11 protein-coding genes and 1 tRNA gene are annotated in these 14,506 nt (G+C 43.6%); 8 read left to right on the top strand and 4 right to left on the bottom strand.

The window, feature by feature from the left end; translation table 11 throughout:
* Positions 1-79 precede the first annotated feature (79 nt).
* Positions 80-532 (top strand): Fur family transcriptional regulator, encoded by a 453-nt coding sequence (locus tag L0M98_RS13050; RefSeq protein WP_099293947.1) that lies wholly within the window; start codon positions 80-82, stop codon positions 530-532.
* Between the two features lie 47 nt (positions 533-579).
* The gene (locus L0M98_RS13055) at positions 580-1,848 is read left to right on the top strand and encodes an adenylosuccinate synthase (protein ID WP_227216694.1); all 1,269 of its coding nucleotides are present in this window, start codon (positions 580-582) and stop codon (positions 1,846-1,848) included.
* A gap of 66 nt (positions 1,849-1,914) precedes the next feature.
* On the opposite strand, the gene nhaD is transcribed toward L0M98_RS13055, so the two are convergent.
* Entirely contained in the window at positions 1,915-3,258 is a 1,344-nt protein-coding gene (gene nhaD / locus L0M98_RS13060; protein WP_317198048.1) for a sodium:proton antiporter NhaD, read from the bottom strand.
* A 70-nt stretch (positions 3,259-3,328) separates the two neighbouring features.
* On the opposite strand from nhaD, the gene L0M98_RS13065 reads away from it, so the two are divergent.
* Complete coding sequence (locus L0M98_RS13065) at positions 3,329-3,991, top strand: MgtC/SapB family protein (protein WP_176555178.1); 663 nt, start codon at positions 3,329-3,331, stop codon at positions 3,989-3,991.
* A 27-nt stretch (positions 3,992-4,018) separates the two neighbouring features.
* Here the strand turns inward: L0M98_RS13065 and recQ are convergent, their stop codons facing one another.
* Positions 4,019-6,193 (bottom strand): DNA helicase RecQ, encoded by a 2,175-nt coding sequence (recQ, locus tag L0M98_RS13070; protein WP_099293941.1) that lies wholly within the window; start codon positions 6,191-6,193, stop codon positions 4,019-4,021.
* 237 nt (positions 6,194-6,430) lie between these two features.
* Between recQ and L0M98_RS13075 the strand changes: the two genes are divergently transcribed.
* The 5 genes from L0M98_RS13075 to tig all read left to right on the top strand — a co-directional run bounded on the left by L0M98_RS13075 (position 6,431) and on the right by tig (position 12,362).
* Positions 6,431-7,396: a KpsF/GutQ family sugar-phosphate isomerase gene (locus L0M98_RS13075; protein WP_227216693.1), complete on the top strand. Its 966-nt coding sequence runs from the start codon at positions 6,431-6,433 to the stop codon at positions 7,394-7,396.
* Positions 7,397-7,484: 88 nt separating this feature from the next.
* On the top strand, positions 7,485-9,977 hold the full coding sequence (locus L0M98_RS13080) for a DUF5686 and carboxypeptidase-like regulatory domain-containing protein (RefSeq protein ID WP_186978505.1): 2,493 nt from the start codon (positions 7,485-7,487) through the stop codon (positions 9,975-9,977).
* A 69-nt stretch (positions 9,978-10,046) separates the two neighbouring features.
* Positions 10,047-10,778 (top strand): LPS export ABC transporter ATP-binding protein, encoded by a 732-nt coding sequence (gene lptB / locus L0M98_RS13085; protein WP_099293939.1) that lies wholly within the window; start codon positions 10,047-10,049, stop codon positions 10,776-10,778.
* Positions 10,779-10,842: 64 nt separating this feature from the next.
* Positions 10,843-10,924, top strand: a tRNA-Leu gene (locus L0M98_RS13090).
* An 82-nt stretch (positions 10,925-11,006) separates the two neighbouring features.
* Positions 11,007-12,362, top strand: coding sequence for a trigger factor (gene tig / locus L0M98_RS13095; protein WP_099293938.1), 1,356 nt, complete (start codon positions 11,007-11,009; stop codon positions 12,360-12,362).
* Between the two features lie 267 nt (positions 12,363-12,629).
* On the opposite strand, the gene L0M98_RS13100 is transcribed toward tig, so the two are convergent.
* Together L0M98_RS13100 and L0M98_RS13105 are read right to left on the bottom strand one after the other, a co-directional pair.
* Positions 12,630-13,583: a DMT family transporter gene (locus tag L0M98_RS13100; protein WP_227216692.1), complete on the bottom strand. Its 954-nt coding sequence runs from the start codon at positions 13,581-13,583 to the stop codon at positions 12,630-12,632.
* A gap of 118 nt (positions 13,584-13,701) precedes the next feature.
* Positions 13,702-14,388, bottom strand: a complete 687-nt coding sequence (locus L0M98_RS13105; RefSeq protein ID WP_186978477.1) for a tetratricopeptide repeat protein — start codon at positions 14,386-14,388, stop codon at positions 13,702-13,704.
* Positions 14,389-14,506: the final 118 nt, after the last annotated feature.

Below are 14,506 nucleotides of genomic sequence, written 5' to 3' on the forward strand. Positions count from 1 at the left end.
ATTTCGTCTAAATAGTGAGTTTTCTTCGGATAAAAGTTGTAACTTAGCCATGTTGTAAATTGAATTAGCTTTGGACTCAATGGAAAAAATAAAGGAGACGGTAAAAGAGATTTTTACCACTTACCTGCAACAGCAAGGACATCGGAAGACGCCCGAGAGGTATGCCATTTTGGATGAGATTTATTCACATGCCGGGCATTTTGATATCGAATCCCTGTACGTTTTTATGAAGAACAAGAACTACAGGGTAAGCCGTGCCACTTTGTATAACACGATCGATTTATTGTTGGAATGTAAATTGGTTATCAAGCACCAATTCGGGAATAATATTGCGCAGTTCGAACGGGCTTATAATAACAAGAAGCATGAGCATATCGTGTGCAAGATATGCGGAAAAGTGGAAGAGTTCTCGGATTCCCGCTTGGAGGAGATCGTGGAACACGTGGAGGAGAAATATGATTTTTCCGTGCATCATCACATGCTTTATATTTATGGGATTTGTCACGCTTGCAAGTTGGCGGGAAAGAAATAAATATTATTTTTGCATGTTTGTTTTTTAAGAAGTTAAAATTATATCAGATGAAAGTAGATGTATTGTTGGGATTGCAATGGGGAGATGAAGGAAAAGGGAAAGTGGTTGATGTACTGACCCCTAGGTATGATGTCGTGGCTCGTTTTCAAGGAGGACCTAATGCCGGTCATACACTTGAATTTGAAGGGCAGAAATATGTACTTCGTTCCATCCCGTCCGGGATATTTCAAGGGGATAAGGTGAATATTATCGGTAACGGAGTGGTAGTTGATCCAGCTTTGTTTAAAGCGGAGGCCGAGGCTTTGGCCGCTTCCGGACATGATCTCAAAAAGAAACTTCATATATCAAAGAAAGCACACTTGATTCTGCCGACGCACCGGTTGTTGGATGCAGCTTACGAGGCAGCCAAAGGGGATGCGAAAGTGGGGACTACCGGAAAAGGTATCGGACCGACATACACGGATAAAATCAGTCGTAACGGTGTGCGCGTGGGAGATATCCTGCATGATTTCGAGAATAAATACGCTCGGGCAAAAGCTCGTCACGAACAGATATTGAAAAGTTTGAATTTCTCTTATGACCTGACGGGGATGGAGAAAGAATGGATGGAAGGTATTGAATACTTGAAGCAATTCCAACTCGTGGATAGCGAGCATGAAATAAATCGATATTTGGATGACGAGAAATCAATCTTGGCGGAAGGTGCACAGGGAACGATGTTAGATATCGATTTCGGTTCTTATCCTTTTGTGACTTCTTCCAATACGGTATGTGCCGGTGCTTGTACCGGGTTGGGAATAGCACCCCATCGTATCGGTGAAGTGTACGGAATTTTTAAAGCATATTGTACCCGCGTGGGAAGCGGACCTTTCCCGACAGAGTTGAGTGACGAAACAGGCGAGAAATTGTGTGACTTGGGACACGAGTTCGGTTCCGTAACCGGACGCAGACGTCGTTGCGGTTGGGTAGATCTGGTAGCTTTAAAATATGCCATCATGATTAACGGGGTGACTCAACTGATCATGATGAAGAGTGATGTGTTGGACTCCTTTGACACGATACAGGCTTGCGTGGCTTACGAGGTAAACGGGGAGGAAGTTGATTATTTCCCCTATGATATCACGGAAGGTGTAAAGCCGATTTATACCGAATTGCCGGGATGGAAATGCGATATGACTAAAATGACTTCGGAAGATGAATTTCCGGAAGAATTTAATAATTATCTGGCTTTCCTTGAAGAAGAAACCGGAGTGCCTATCAAGATTGTATCCGTGGGACCCGACCGGGGACAAACGATCGAGAGATATACAGAATAGTCCGTAAGGTCTAAAGTCCATAAGGTCTGTAAGGTCAGAAAGATGACTTTATGGACCTTATGGACTTTATAGACTTTCGACTATGTAGTATATACCTATTCCCACCAGATACCCGAGAGTAGCAATCCATGTAATGTGCTTGAGGTACCATGTGAAATTGATTTTTTCCATACCCATAACAACTACTCCCGCGGCAGAACCGATAATCAGAATACTGCCGCCTATACCGGCACAATAGGCGAGGAGTTCCCAGAAAGTTCCGTCCGTGGTGAAATTCATCATATAAGCGGAGAGGTGTGTACCGTCGGCATGAGTAAGCGGGTACATCCCCATGGCTGCCGCCACGAGAGGAACGTTGTCAATGACGGAGGAGAGAAAGCCGATAATCGTGTTGATAAAATAGACATTGTGTATTCGATCATTCAAGAAAGTTGCCATTTGGTCTAAAATTCCCACGACTTGTAATGCGGCAACGGCCATTAATATTCCAAGAAAGAATAGTAGTGTGGAATAGTCGACTTTCGAGAGAATGGAAGGAATGCGATGCGTGTTTTCTTGCGTGACATTCTTTTTGCGGTTGTATAGCATCTCCGTGTATATCCATACACAACCTAATGCAAACATGATACCCATGAATGGTGGCAGGTTCGTGAGTTCCTTGAACACGGGAACGAAGATCAGACTGCCGATGCCTAGAGCGAGAATCGTGATTTGTTCTTTGTGTGAAATACCCGGGAGATTCGAACGAATACTAGCGGATTGATCTTGAATTTCACCTTTCAACCAGAATGTCGCGATGCCGACGGGAATAAGTAGAGAAACCAGACTGGGCAGAAACAGGTGGCGGATAACGTTCATGGACGTGATATTGTTGTGAATCCATAACATGATCGTGGTCACGTCCCCGATGGGAGTCCATGCACCCCCCGCGTTGGCGGCAATAATGATGATACTGCCGAAAATCCAACGTTCTTGCTGATTTGTAACAAGTTGGCGCAGGAGCATAATCATCACGATAGCTGTCGTTAAATTATCCAGAACGGAAGACATGATAAAGGTGATGAATGCGATGAGCCAGAGTAGTTTCCGTTTGTTTCTCGTTGTGATGTGTTTGGTAATCAGATTGAACCCTTCGTGCGTGTCTACCCATTCGACAATCGTCATGGCTCCCAGTAAGTAGAATAAAATTTCCGCGGTATTCCCGAGGTGTTCTATAATTTGAGTATTTACATCCAGTTTTGTTTGAAACAAAGCGAATACCCATAACGTGATTCCCAAGATAAGAGCTATGGCGGTTTTGCTGACGCCGATTTGTCGTTCCAGTGCGATCAGAGTGTATCCGAGGATAAATGTGATAATGATGGTTAGTATCATGTCTGTGAACTTTTTGGACTGAATTGTATCTTTCATACGCAATTTTGCGTAGATTGGTTTATCTTTGTGGTGAACATGAGGTTAAAATAAAATGTAACACGATATGATGACATGGGATTTTTTCTTGCGGTTGTTGGTAGCCGGGATACTGGGGGCGCTGATTGGTTTGGATCGTGAGTACAGGGCAAAAGAAGCCGGATTCCGAACTCACTTCCTCGTTGCTTTGGGAAGTGCCCTGTTTATGATTGTTTCGAAATATGGTTTCTGGGATATCTTGGGGGACACGGGTATAGGACTCGACCCCAGCCGTATCGCGGCACAGGTGGTAAGTGGTATCGGTTTCCTTGGAGCGGGAACAATTATCATACAGAAATTATTTGTACGGGGATTGACCACTGCTGCCGGGATATGGGCAACTTCCGCTATCGGTTTGGCGGTAGGTGCCGGGCAATACTGGTTGGGAATATGCGCTATGTTATTGACATTATTGGGATTGGAAGGTCTGGGGTATTTATTCCAGAAGTTCAGCCAACGGAATGTTTTGTTAGTGTTCACAACGTCAAGTCAAGAAGTCATAAAAGAGATAACCGACGAGATCAAGCGGAAAAAACACCAGATAGGTTCTTACTCCACGGAGTCAGGTAAATTAGGGGATATAACCACTTACCGGGTAACTATGGTCATTCGGACGCATAAGACGGGAGATGAAACTTTATTGTTTCAATTCATTCAGCATCTTCCGGATGTGATTCTGGACAGAATGGAATAAAAAAGCGACCTTTCGGTCGCTTTTTTATTAGTTTCCATGTTTGGAATGTAATTTCAATCGCATCAGTCGGAGATCTTCTTCTGAATAGTCGCCGTCAAATTCATCGTAAGCGTCACCGATATTATCGCTTTTCGCTTCCATGAAATAATCCATGATTTCTTGTTGTTGTTCATCATCCAGAATCTTATTGATATAGTAATCAATATTCAGTTTTGTTCCGGAGAAGACGATGGCTTCCATTTCCTTGATGAGTTCTTCAAAAGTTAATCCTTCAGCAGAAGCGATGTCTTCCAAATCAATTTGGCGATCAATATTTTGAATGATATATACCTTGAATTTCGATTTGTTGGCAACTGTTTTTACAACCAGATCTTGGGCTCTTTCGATCTCGTTGTCTTCAACATACTGTTTGATGACCTCAACGAATTCCTGCCCGTACTTCTGGGCTTTTCCGGTACCGACACCCTGAATGTTGGCTAACTCTTCCAACGTGATCGGGTAATTGGTACACATGTCTTCCAAAGAAGGATCCTGAAAAATGACGTATGGCGGCAGGTTATTTTTCTTGGCAATCTTTTTCCGTAAGTCTTTCAGTATGGCAAACAGAGTGTTGTCAAGTGCTGATACACCTCCCTTTTCCTGAAGTTTCTCTTCAGATTCTTCAAAATTATGATCTTCCATCAGCATAAAGTCTTTAGGTTCCTTTAAAAACTCGTGGCCTTCTTTTGATAATTTGATGACCCCGTATTGTTCAATATCTTTCTCTATATAATTACTAATAAGCGCTCGTCTGAAAACCATGTTCCAGAATTGTGAACTTTTGTCGGAGCCGATACCAAAAGATTCCAGCTCGTCATGATGATACGATTTTATCATTGAATCGGTTTCCCCGATCAAGACTTTAACCAAATGATCGACCTTGAATTTTTCTTTTACTTCAAGTACGGCGTTGAGTGCGTCAATCAAGAATTCCTTGCCCTCGAACTCTTTCTTCGGGTACAGACAATTGTCGCAGGCGCCACAATTCTCCTCGTCATAATTCTCCCCGAAATAGTGTAATAACACTTTTCTCCGGCACAAGGATGTTTCGGCGTAAGAAACCGTTTCCATCAAGAGTTGCTTCCCGATTTCCTGCTCGGCGATAGGTTTGCCCTGCATGAATTTTTCCAACTTCTGAATATCTTTATAGCTATAGAATGTCAAGCAGTACCCTTCTCCGCCATCCCGTCCCGCACGTCCTGTTTCTTGATAGTATCCTTCCAGACTTTTAGGAATATCATAGTGGATCACGAAACGTACGTCCGGTTTGTCGATGCCCATACCGAAAGCGATCGTGGCTACAATCACGTTTACTTCCTCCATCAGGAATTTATCTTGATTGCTGCTACGGGCAGCGGCATCCATTCCCGCGTGATAACTGGCAGCTTTGATGCCGTTCACGCAAAGCAATTCCGTGAGTTCTTCCACCTTTTTGCGGCTCAGGCAATAGATGATACCGGATTTCCCTTCGTTGTTTTTTATAAACTTGATGATATCTTTGGCCGGATCAGTTTTAGGGCGAACCTCGTAATAAAGATTCGAACGGTTGAAAGAGGATTTGAAAACCTGAGCGTCGAGCATATCCAGATTTTTCTGAATGTCGTGTTGTACCTTCGGGGTAGCCGTTGCCGTCAAGGCAATGATGGGGGCTTTCCCGATTTGTTCGACAATCGGTCTGATTTTACGGTATTCCGTACGGAAATCATGTCCCCATTCCGAAATACAGTGAGCCTCATCAACGGCAAAGAAAGAGATTCGAACTTTACGGAGAAATTCGACATTACTTTCCTTGGTCAAGGATTCCGGAGCCACGTATAGTAATTTGGTCTTCCCGCTTAGGACATCCTCTTTTACACTCAAGATGTCACTTTTACTGAGTGAAGAATTCATGAAGTGGGCAACCCCCTCTGACGCGCTGAAGGAACGCATGGCATCTACCTGATTTTTCATAAGAGCAATCAAGGGAGATATCACGATAGCTGTTCCGTCGAGTATTAGTGCAGGTAGTTGATAACATAAAGATTTACCCCCTCCTGTCGGCATCAAAACAAACGTGTTATTCCCGGCAAGGACATTCTTTATTATCTCCTCCTGATTCCCTTTGAAACTATCAAAGCCGAAATACTCTTTTAATTTAGCATGTAAATCTATCTGCAATCCCATTGTTTTATTTAAATTTTCACACACCCTGTTTTTAGACGGGTGCGCAAATTTATAACTTAATTTGTTTTTCCAAACAAAATATTCAATAATAAATCTATCACCACTCGTTTTTAAGCTATCACAAAAAATGATACTTTTGTCCCTAGTAAAGTTATAGCAAAAAATGATAAGTACAATAGTTTTTTGTTTTTTTTGCTTGGTTCATGGTGTTAAATAGAATAATTTTAATCGAAAGAGATGGTAGATATAAAAGCATTTGCGCGAAAAGTAATTCAGGATGAGACAGAAGCCATCCAAAATCTGGCAAACTACATAGATGATGATTTTGAGGCTGTCGTTAAGTTAATTTATGAAAGTAAAGGGCGTGTCATCGTTACCGGGATAGGAAAGAGCGCGATTATCGCGACAAAAATCGTGGCAACGATGAATTCCACGGGTACTCCGGCGGTATTTATGCATGCCGCGGATGCTATTCATGGAGATTTGGGAATGATTCGGGAGGAAGATGTGGTGATTTGCGTGTCCAAAAGTGGAAATACACCGGAGATAAAAGTATTGATTCCTCTGATCCGTAACAACGGAAACAAGAATATTGTCGCGATGGTGTCCAATACAGACTCGTTTCTGGCGAAAAATGCGCTCTATATATTGAAGGCTAAAGTAGAAAAAGAGGCTTGTCCTTTAAATTTAGCTCCCACAAATTCAACTACGGCACAGTTAGTGCTGGGAGATGCATTAGCGATGTGTTTGATAGAATGTAGAAGTTTCTCTAGTAGGGATTTTGCCAGATATCATCCGGGAGGGACTCTTGGGAAACGGCTTTATACGCGGGTTGCAGACGTTTATGATGGTAACAATCGACCGAATATCAAGATCGAAGCCGGAATACGTCCGGTAATTCTAGCCATGTCGAAAGGGCGTCTGGGAGCCGTGGCGATCGTGGACGACGAAGAACATTTGCTCGGAATTATCACGGATGGGGACTTGCGACGGATGATGGAGAAGTACGAGGATGTCGACGGTTTGACGGCGGGAGATATCATGTCCGGTGCACCCAAAACGATTTCCGAGGAAGAGTTGGCTTATAATGCTTACCGGATGATGGAAAAAAATAGTATCACGCAGTTGGTGGTGGTAGATCGGGAGAATCACTATAAAGGAATGGTACACATACATGACATATTGCGCGAAGGAGTGGTATAATATTTGATTTTAAATTTTGAATTTTAGATTGAACGGAAGTCAGTTTGAATTTAAAATTTAGAATTTGAAATTTAAAATGAATAATTTCATGGGACGTGTAAAGTTGTGTTTATTATTTTTCTTGATGATATGGGTTTCTGTGTTGAACGCCCAGACAACAAAGGTGAGGGGAACCGTGACAGACGCGGAAACGGGCGAGCCGTTACCTATGGTGACATTATTATTCGTGGGTACGACAATTGGCGTGACAACGGATTTTGACGGGAATTACTATCTCGAAACGCGGGAGAACGTGAGCGAACTTATGGCAGCGTATGTGTCATACGAGAAACAGACGAAGCCGGTCAATAAAGGTGCTTTTAACACGATTGACTTTAAACTGGTTCCGATTGTCACCGGTTTGGACGAAGTGAAGGTGACACCGGGAGAGAATCCCGCCCACGCGATATTACGCAACATTTCAAAGAACAAGAAAAGAAATAATCCGGCAGAAAAAGAGGCTTACAGCTACTCCACGTACACGAAAATGGAATTGGATGTGGCCAACTTGAAACCCCAGTTCAAGAATAAAAAGTTACAGAAGAATTTCGGGTTTATTTTCCAGTACATGGATACGTCCGCGATCACGGGAAAAGCTTATCTGCCTGTGATGATCTCGGAGGCTTCGGCGGATTATTATTATCGGCGGTCACCCCGTTTGTCCCGGGAGATCGTGAAAGCGAGCCGGATTTCCGGTATTCAGGAGGATTACAGTCTTGCGCAGTTCACGGGACATTTACACGTGAACGTGAATTTGTACGATAACTATATCAATATTTTTGAAGTGAATTTTGTCAGTCCCTTGTGTGATCACGGTTTGCTGTATTACAAGTATTTTCTGGTAGATAGCTTGCAAAAGGAAGGCAGAAAAATATACAAGATTCGTTTTCATCCCAAGGGAAAATCTACGCCCGTGTTTGACGGGGAGGTGAATATCGACTCCACGACTTGGGCGTTAGAGTCTGCCCAGATGCGCATGATAAAAGGTTTGAACGTGAACTGGATTAAGGATCTGGCGATAGAAACGACGAATGAATTGATCAATGATTCGACTTGGTTCTTGAAACAGGATAAGATATTGGCGGACTTCACCGTGCAAATGCGGGATTCTTCCAAGTTGATTTCGTTCATGGGACATCGGCAGATAGACTATTCCAACGTGACCGTGAATGAAGCGATTCCGTCCGAGATTTTGAAACTGGACAGCGAAGTCACTATAAATAAGAATGTTCTCCAGAATGACGAGAATTATTGGCAGAATGCACGACCTTACCAATTGTCGGAAAAAGAACGGAATATATATAATATGGTGGATTCGATTAAAAATGTTCCTCTCTACCAGAATATATATGACATGATCCAGACGGTATTCCTTGGGTATTATAACACGAAATACGTGGGTTTCGGACCCTACTATAAGCTATATAGTTTTAATAAACTGGAAGGAAACCGTTTCCAGCTGGGGGCAAAGACAACCAGTGATTTCAGTAAGCGTATCCGACTCTCGGGCTACGGGGCGTACAGCACGAAAGACCAGAAATTCAAGGGAGGCGGTACCGTGGAATACATGTTTAATAACCAACCGACCTCGAAACTTACCGTGAGTGGCAAACATGACGTGTTTCAACTTGGTGCGAGCGAGAACGCGTTCACGACAGGTAATATATTGAGTTCGATTTTCTCCCGCGGGAATAACGAGAAGTTGACGATGATTAATGAATTTGATTTCCGTTACGAGAAAGAATGGTGGCAAGGATTTTCCAATAGTTTCGCTCTGGAATATCGTCAGATGTACCCGACGAAATATGTCGATTTTATTCGTCCGGACGGGAAGGAACTTAACCAGATACATACCACGCAATTCCGTTTGGGAACCCGTTTGTCGAAGAACGAGATCGTGGTGCGGCAGGATTTTGACAAAGTGTCCATGGGGTCGGATTTCCCGATCGTGGGTATTGACCTCGTGGCAGGCTTGAAGGGTGTACTGAACAGTGATTACGAGTATTACCGGGCGGAAATATCCGTGCAACATGACATGCATATTGCTCCTATCGGGTATAGTGACTTTATGATTACGGGTGGAAAGATTTTCGGGAAAGTGCCTTATCCTTTGTTGAAATTGCACGAGGGAAACGCTACCTATTTCTATGACCCGTATGCGTTCTCGTGTATGAATTTTTACGAGTTCGCGTCCGACCTGTGGGCGGCGGTATTCTGGGAACATCATTTCAGGGGATTCTTCTTGAGCAAGATCCCGTTGATGAAACGGTTGAAATGGCGTGAGGTCGTCACGGTGAAAGCGTTGTGGGGGCGGTTGTCCGATAAAAACAACGGTAGTTTATCCGATACCCGGGCTATACTATTGTTCCCGGAAGGTATGTCGTCCGTGTCCAAGCCTTATATCGAGGCGGGTGTCGGGGTGGAAAATATCTTGCGTCTGATCCGGGTGGATGCCATCTGGCGATTGACACACCGGGGCGACCGTTCGGGACAGAAAGTGGATAATTTCGCCATAAATTTCTCGATACATCTAAATTTCTAGTAATTTTCAATTTTCATTTTTCAATTTTCAATTGTAAAAGACTATCTTAGCGCGGTAAAACTGAACGATATGAAATTAAGAGCCGAGGACCTTGTAAAAAGATACAAAAGCCGAACCGTTGTAAAAGGGGTTTCCGTGGACGTGCAGCAAGGAGAGATCGTTGGTCTGTTAGGACCTAACGGGGCAGGGAAGACCACCTCGTTTTACATGATCGTGGGATTGATCAAGCCGAATGGCGGGCGTATTTTTTTGGATGACCGGGAAATCACGAAAGAGCCGGTGTACCGTCGGGCACAATTGGGAGTGGGGTATCTGGCGCAGGAGGCTTCCGTCTTCCGTCAATTAAGCGTGGAAGATAACATCAAAGCGGTGCTCGAAATGAGTACTTTCCCGAAAGATTACCAGCGCGAACGTCTGGAAGAGATGCTCGACGAGTTCGGTCTGCAACATATCCGGAAGAGTAAAGGGATACAATTGTCGGGAGGTGAACGTCGGCGCACGGAGATTGCCCGGGCATTGTCGATTGCCCCGAAATTTATCTTGTTGGACGAACCTTTTGCCGGGGTAGACCCTATCGCGGTGGAGGATATCCAGAGTATCGTGCAGAAATTAAAAGAGAAAAATATCGGGATTCTGATCACTGACCATAACGTGCAGGAAACATTATGTATTACCGATCGGGCTTACCTTTTGTATGACGGTCGTATCCTGCAATCCGGAACGGCAGAGGATTTGGCGAATGACCCGGAAGTTAGACGGGTTTATCTCGGTAAAAACTTCGAGTTGAGAAGAAAGAAATAAAAAAAGGGGCAAATCATTTTGCTTTTCATGAAAAAGCAATATATTTGCACCGTCAAAATAGCAAGCGGGCGTGGCGAAACTGGTAGACGCACTAGACTTAGGATCTAGTGCCGCAAGGCGTGGGGGTTCGAGTCCCTTCGCCCGCACTTGAAGAGAGGACCGCCTTAAACAAGGTGGCCTTTTTTGTTTTGTTTGTTTTATCATAAATAGTTTTATACATAGAGAAGTATGAATGTAACGAAAAACCAAATCGATGATCTTAATGCAACAATTAAGATTCAATTGGATAAGGATGATTACGCAACTCGCGTGAGCGACGCGTTGAAAGAATACCAGAAAAAAGCGGTGATCGACGGTTTTCGCAAGGGAAAAACTCCTTTCGGGATTATCAAAAAAATGTATGGTAAAGCCGTTTTGATTGAGGAAATCAACAAGTTGATAGGAGAGAGTCTGTCTAATTTTATCCAAGAGAACGATTTGCACATCTTGGGAGAGCCGCTTCCGAGCGAAACGGATCAGAAAGAATTGAATCTGGATGCTGAAAGTTTCGAGTTCGTATACGATATAGCTATGGCTCCCGTGATGAACGTGAAGTTGAGCAAACGGGAGAAAGTTCCTTATTACATCATCAAGGTGGACGAGGAAATGATAGACAAACAAGTTGAAAGTATCTGCAAGAACAACGGCGAATTGAGTCCCGTGGACGTGATCGAGGGATCGGAATACGTGAAGGGTGAATTGATCGAGTTGGGCGAAGACGGAAAACCGAAAGAAGGCGGAATCCGCGTGGAAGATGCTTCATTGTCTTTGGCTCACATGAAAGATGAAGAGCAAGTAAAACTTTTCGAGGGTAAGAAAGCAGGAAATGAAGTGGTATTCAATCCTTCCAAGGCTTATCCCAACAAAACGGATTACGCTGCTTTGTTACAAGTGAATAAAGAAGAGGCCGAACATATTACTTCTGATTTCTGCTTTATCATTAGCGAGGTTAAACGTTATATAGATGCGGAAGTAAATCAGGCTTTATTCGATAAAGTATACGGCGAAGGCAACGTGAAGAGCGTTGAGGAATTCCGTGCACGCGTGAAAGAAGATTTGGCTAAACAATTCAAAGCTCATAGCGAATATCGTTTGACGGTGGACGCTCGCGACAAGATGTTGAAGAAGAACGAAGACGTTGTTCTTCCTGAAGCATTCTTGAAACGTTGGATGTTAGCGACCAATGAAAATATGACTCCCGAAGCGGTCGAGCAGGATTTCAACGCTTACCGTGACGAGTTCAAATGGCAGTTGATCAAAGGCGACATGATCAAGGATAACAACCTTCGGGTAGAAGACGAGGATATGAAGGCTGTCGGTCGTGAAGTTGCTGCCGCTCAATTGCAACAATACGGGTTGTACGGTTTGTCAGACGAGCAATTGGACGGTTTTGCCGCTCGTTTGTTGGAGAACGAAAAACAACGTTCCAGCTTGTATGACCGTGCCTTGGAAAACAAGATTTTCGACACGATTAAAGAGAGCGTGAAATTGGAAGAACAAGAAATCTCTATGGATGATTTCGGTAAATTGTTCGAGAAGAAATAGATTTAATCTTTTCCGATATAAAACCCCGTCTGAGAAGGCGGGGTTTGTTTTTACCGGGCGATAAATGGAAAATATCGGTCACGTGAAAATCCACAAATCAAGCCAGAACATCCCACCACACGAAGTCCTTTTTCTACCGAAATCGACTCCTTCTCTCGATATTCAATCGTTGTTGAACCGTTGTTAGCACGTTTCGAAATGTCTGAACCCCGAATAAACAACAAACGAATGACAATATCAGCACCCGGGTGCTTCGTGTTCGTGTCGCTACTTGTACGAATTGCGTGAAGGAATATTCCTCTTGAGCGGAAGTTTGGGGAACAGTTTCCTGAAACGAACCAGATAAGTGGTTACGTTACTTCCGGCAATGATTAATGTTACAGCCAAAATGATCATTAATATACCGCAACTTAATCTCAGTGTCAGAGATTCCCCGAAAACGGTGACGCCGAAGAAGACTGCCGTCAGGGGTTCCAGAGCCCCAAGGATGGCGGTCGGGGTGGAACCGATGTATTGGATTGCCTGCGTGGTACAGAGGAACGATATAGCGGTGGGAAAAATGGCTAACGCGACCAAATTACCCCACAGGTACCATGTGTCGACAACATGAAGGCTTTGCCCGAAATCTACGCGGACGAAGAATAGCGAAAGCCCGAAAAGCAATACATAGAAAGTCAGTTTAAGGGTTGCTATGTCCTTTAGTTTCGGTCGGTTCACGCTTACGATATAAATAGCATAGGAGAGAGCCGATACCATAACCAACATGATGCCCGTCAGGTTGAGGGGGGTACCGTCGCCCCCTTTGTAAAGCAAGCCGATACCGCCCAATGCCAGCATGATACATAGGATTGTCTGTATGGTTAATTTCTCTTTGAAGAGAATAGCCATGATCAGCGCGACCATGATCGGGTAGACAAACAATAATGTCGATGCGATACCCGCTTCCATGTAGTTATAACTTTGAAACAGGGTAAGTGAGGATAGCGCCACCAGCAGTCCCATGATAATCAACGGTAATATCTCTTGCTTTTTCAGTTTGAAACTTCGTCCTCTCGCTTTGAGCATGATACCTAGCACGGGAATCGCGAACAGGTATCTGAAAAAGAGTACCGAATCCGGGTTCATGCCCGCCTCGTACAAAGGTAGTGCGAACAAGGGATTCATACCATAAGTCGCCGCGGCAACTGCGCCTAAAACATATCCTTTAGCCTTTACATTCATAACATCGGAATTAGGCGACAAAATTACTATTTTCTATTCGTGTTGATATCCTTTTTTGAAATAAAAAAGGCATGCATCGAATGCACGCCTTCTAAATAAGCATTATTGAATGTGAGAGTTATTTCATGTTTAATTGAGCGCGGGTGATGTACTTCTCGATCTCTCTGGCTTCCATGGATGCCGGGTATTCTTTCTCCAGTTTCTCGTACATCGCTAATGCGTTCTTGTAGTCTTTTGCTTTTTCGTATGCCAGTCCGGCTTTCATCAAGATAGAAGGGGTGGTCAACAGATTCGTGTTGTCACTACTTGCTTTCTGGTAGTATCCGGCAGCTTTCTTGTATTCGCCCAATTGCATGTAGGCATCCCCGATATTGGCCTTTGCCAAAGTGGAGAATATCATATCATCGGTCGAAAATTTCTCGAGGTATTTAATGGCATTCTGGTTGTCACCCAAGTATAGATAGCATAAACCAGCATAATATTTAGCGAGGTTCCCGCTGGGAGTGGAACCGTAGTCCTCGATAATCTGCAAGAAACCGGGATTGTTGATGTTTCCGTTAAGGGCCAAATTGAAAGAATCTTTTTCAAATAAAGTTTCTGCCACGAACATTTGCTGAAGAGCCTCTTTTTCGAGGGGTTCCTTGTAGAATTTGTGGTAGCCGAAAATAGCGGCAATAACGATAATAACAACAAGAAGACCTCTGACCAATAATTTTGAGTTTCTCTCGATAAATTGTTCTGTTGAGATCGTGGCTTCCTCAATCTGCTCGAAGCCGTCCGCACGTTTCTGGTTATTTTTTGACATTGTTATATGTTTTTATTATTTACTTTTTTATTCCTACGACGCATCCATCGTCAACGTGCAAAATTAGTTTTTTTTTTGATAACAGAAGGGGGACAGCGAAATTTTATGCAAAAAATTA

The organism is Butyricimonas sp. DFI.6.44 (assembly GCF_022132345.1).
GTDB lineage: Bacteria > Bacteroidota > Bacteroidia > Bacteroidales > Marinifilaceae > Butyricimonas > Butyricimonas muris.

Excerpts from the sequence above, each read along its gene's own strand:
- nhaD (WP_317198048.1), bottom strand. The coding sequence starts at position 3,258 with ATGAAAGATACAATTCAGTCCAAAAAGTTCACAGACATGATACTAACC.
- tig (WP_099293938.1), top strand. The coding sequence starts at position 11,007 with ATGAATGTAACGAAAAACCAAATCGATGATCTTAATGCAACAATTAAG.
- L0M98_RS13105 (WP_186978477.1), bottom strand. The coding sequence starts at position 14,388 with ATGTCAAAAAATAACCAGAAACGTGCGGACGGCTTCGAGCAGATTGAG.
- L0M98_RS13080 (WP_186978505.1), top strand. The coding sequence starts at position 7,485 with ATGGGACGTGTAAAGTTGTGTTTATTATTTTTCTTGATGATATGGGTT.
- L0M98_RS13075 (WP_227216693.1), top strand. The coding sequence starts at position 6,431 with ATGGTAGATATAAAAGCATTTGCGCGAAAAGTAATTCAGGATGAGACA.
- recQ (WP_099293941.1), bottom strand. The coding sequence starts at position 6,193 with ATGGGATTGCAGATAGATTTACATGCTAAATTAAAAGAGTATTTCGGC.
- lptB (WP_099293939.1), top strand. The coding sequence starts at position 10,047 with ATGAAATTAAGAGCCGAGGACCTTGTAAAAAGATACAAAAGCCGAACC.
- L0M98_RS13055 (WP_227216694.1), top strand. The coding sequence starts at position 580 with ATGAAAGTAGATGTATTGTTGGGATTGCAATGGGGAGATGAAGGAAAA.
- L0M98_RS13100 (WP_227216692.1), bottom strand. The coding sequence starts at position 13,583 with ATGAATGTAAAGGCTAAAGGATATGTTTTAGGCGCAGTTGCCGCGGCG.
- L0M98_RS13065 (WP_176555178.1), top strand. The coding sequence starts at position 3,329 with ATGACATGGGATTTTTTCTTGCGGTTGTTGGTAGCCGGGATACTGGGG.
- L0M98_RS13050 (WP_099293947.1), top strand. The coding sequence starts at position 80 with ATGGAAAAAATAAAGGAGACGGTAAAAGAGATTTTTACCACTTACCTG.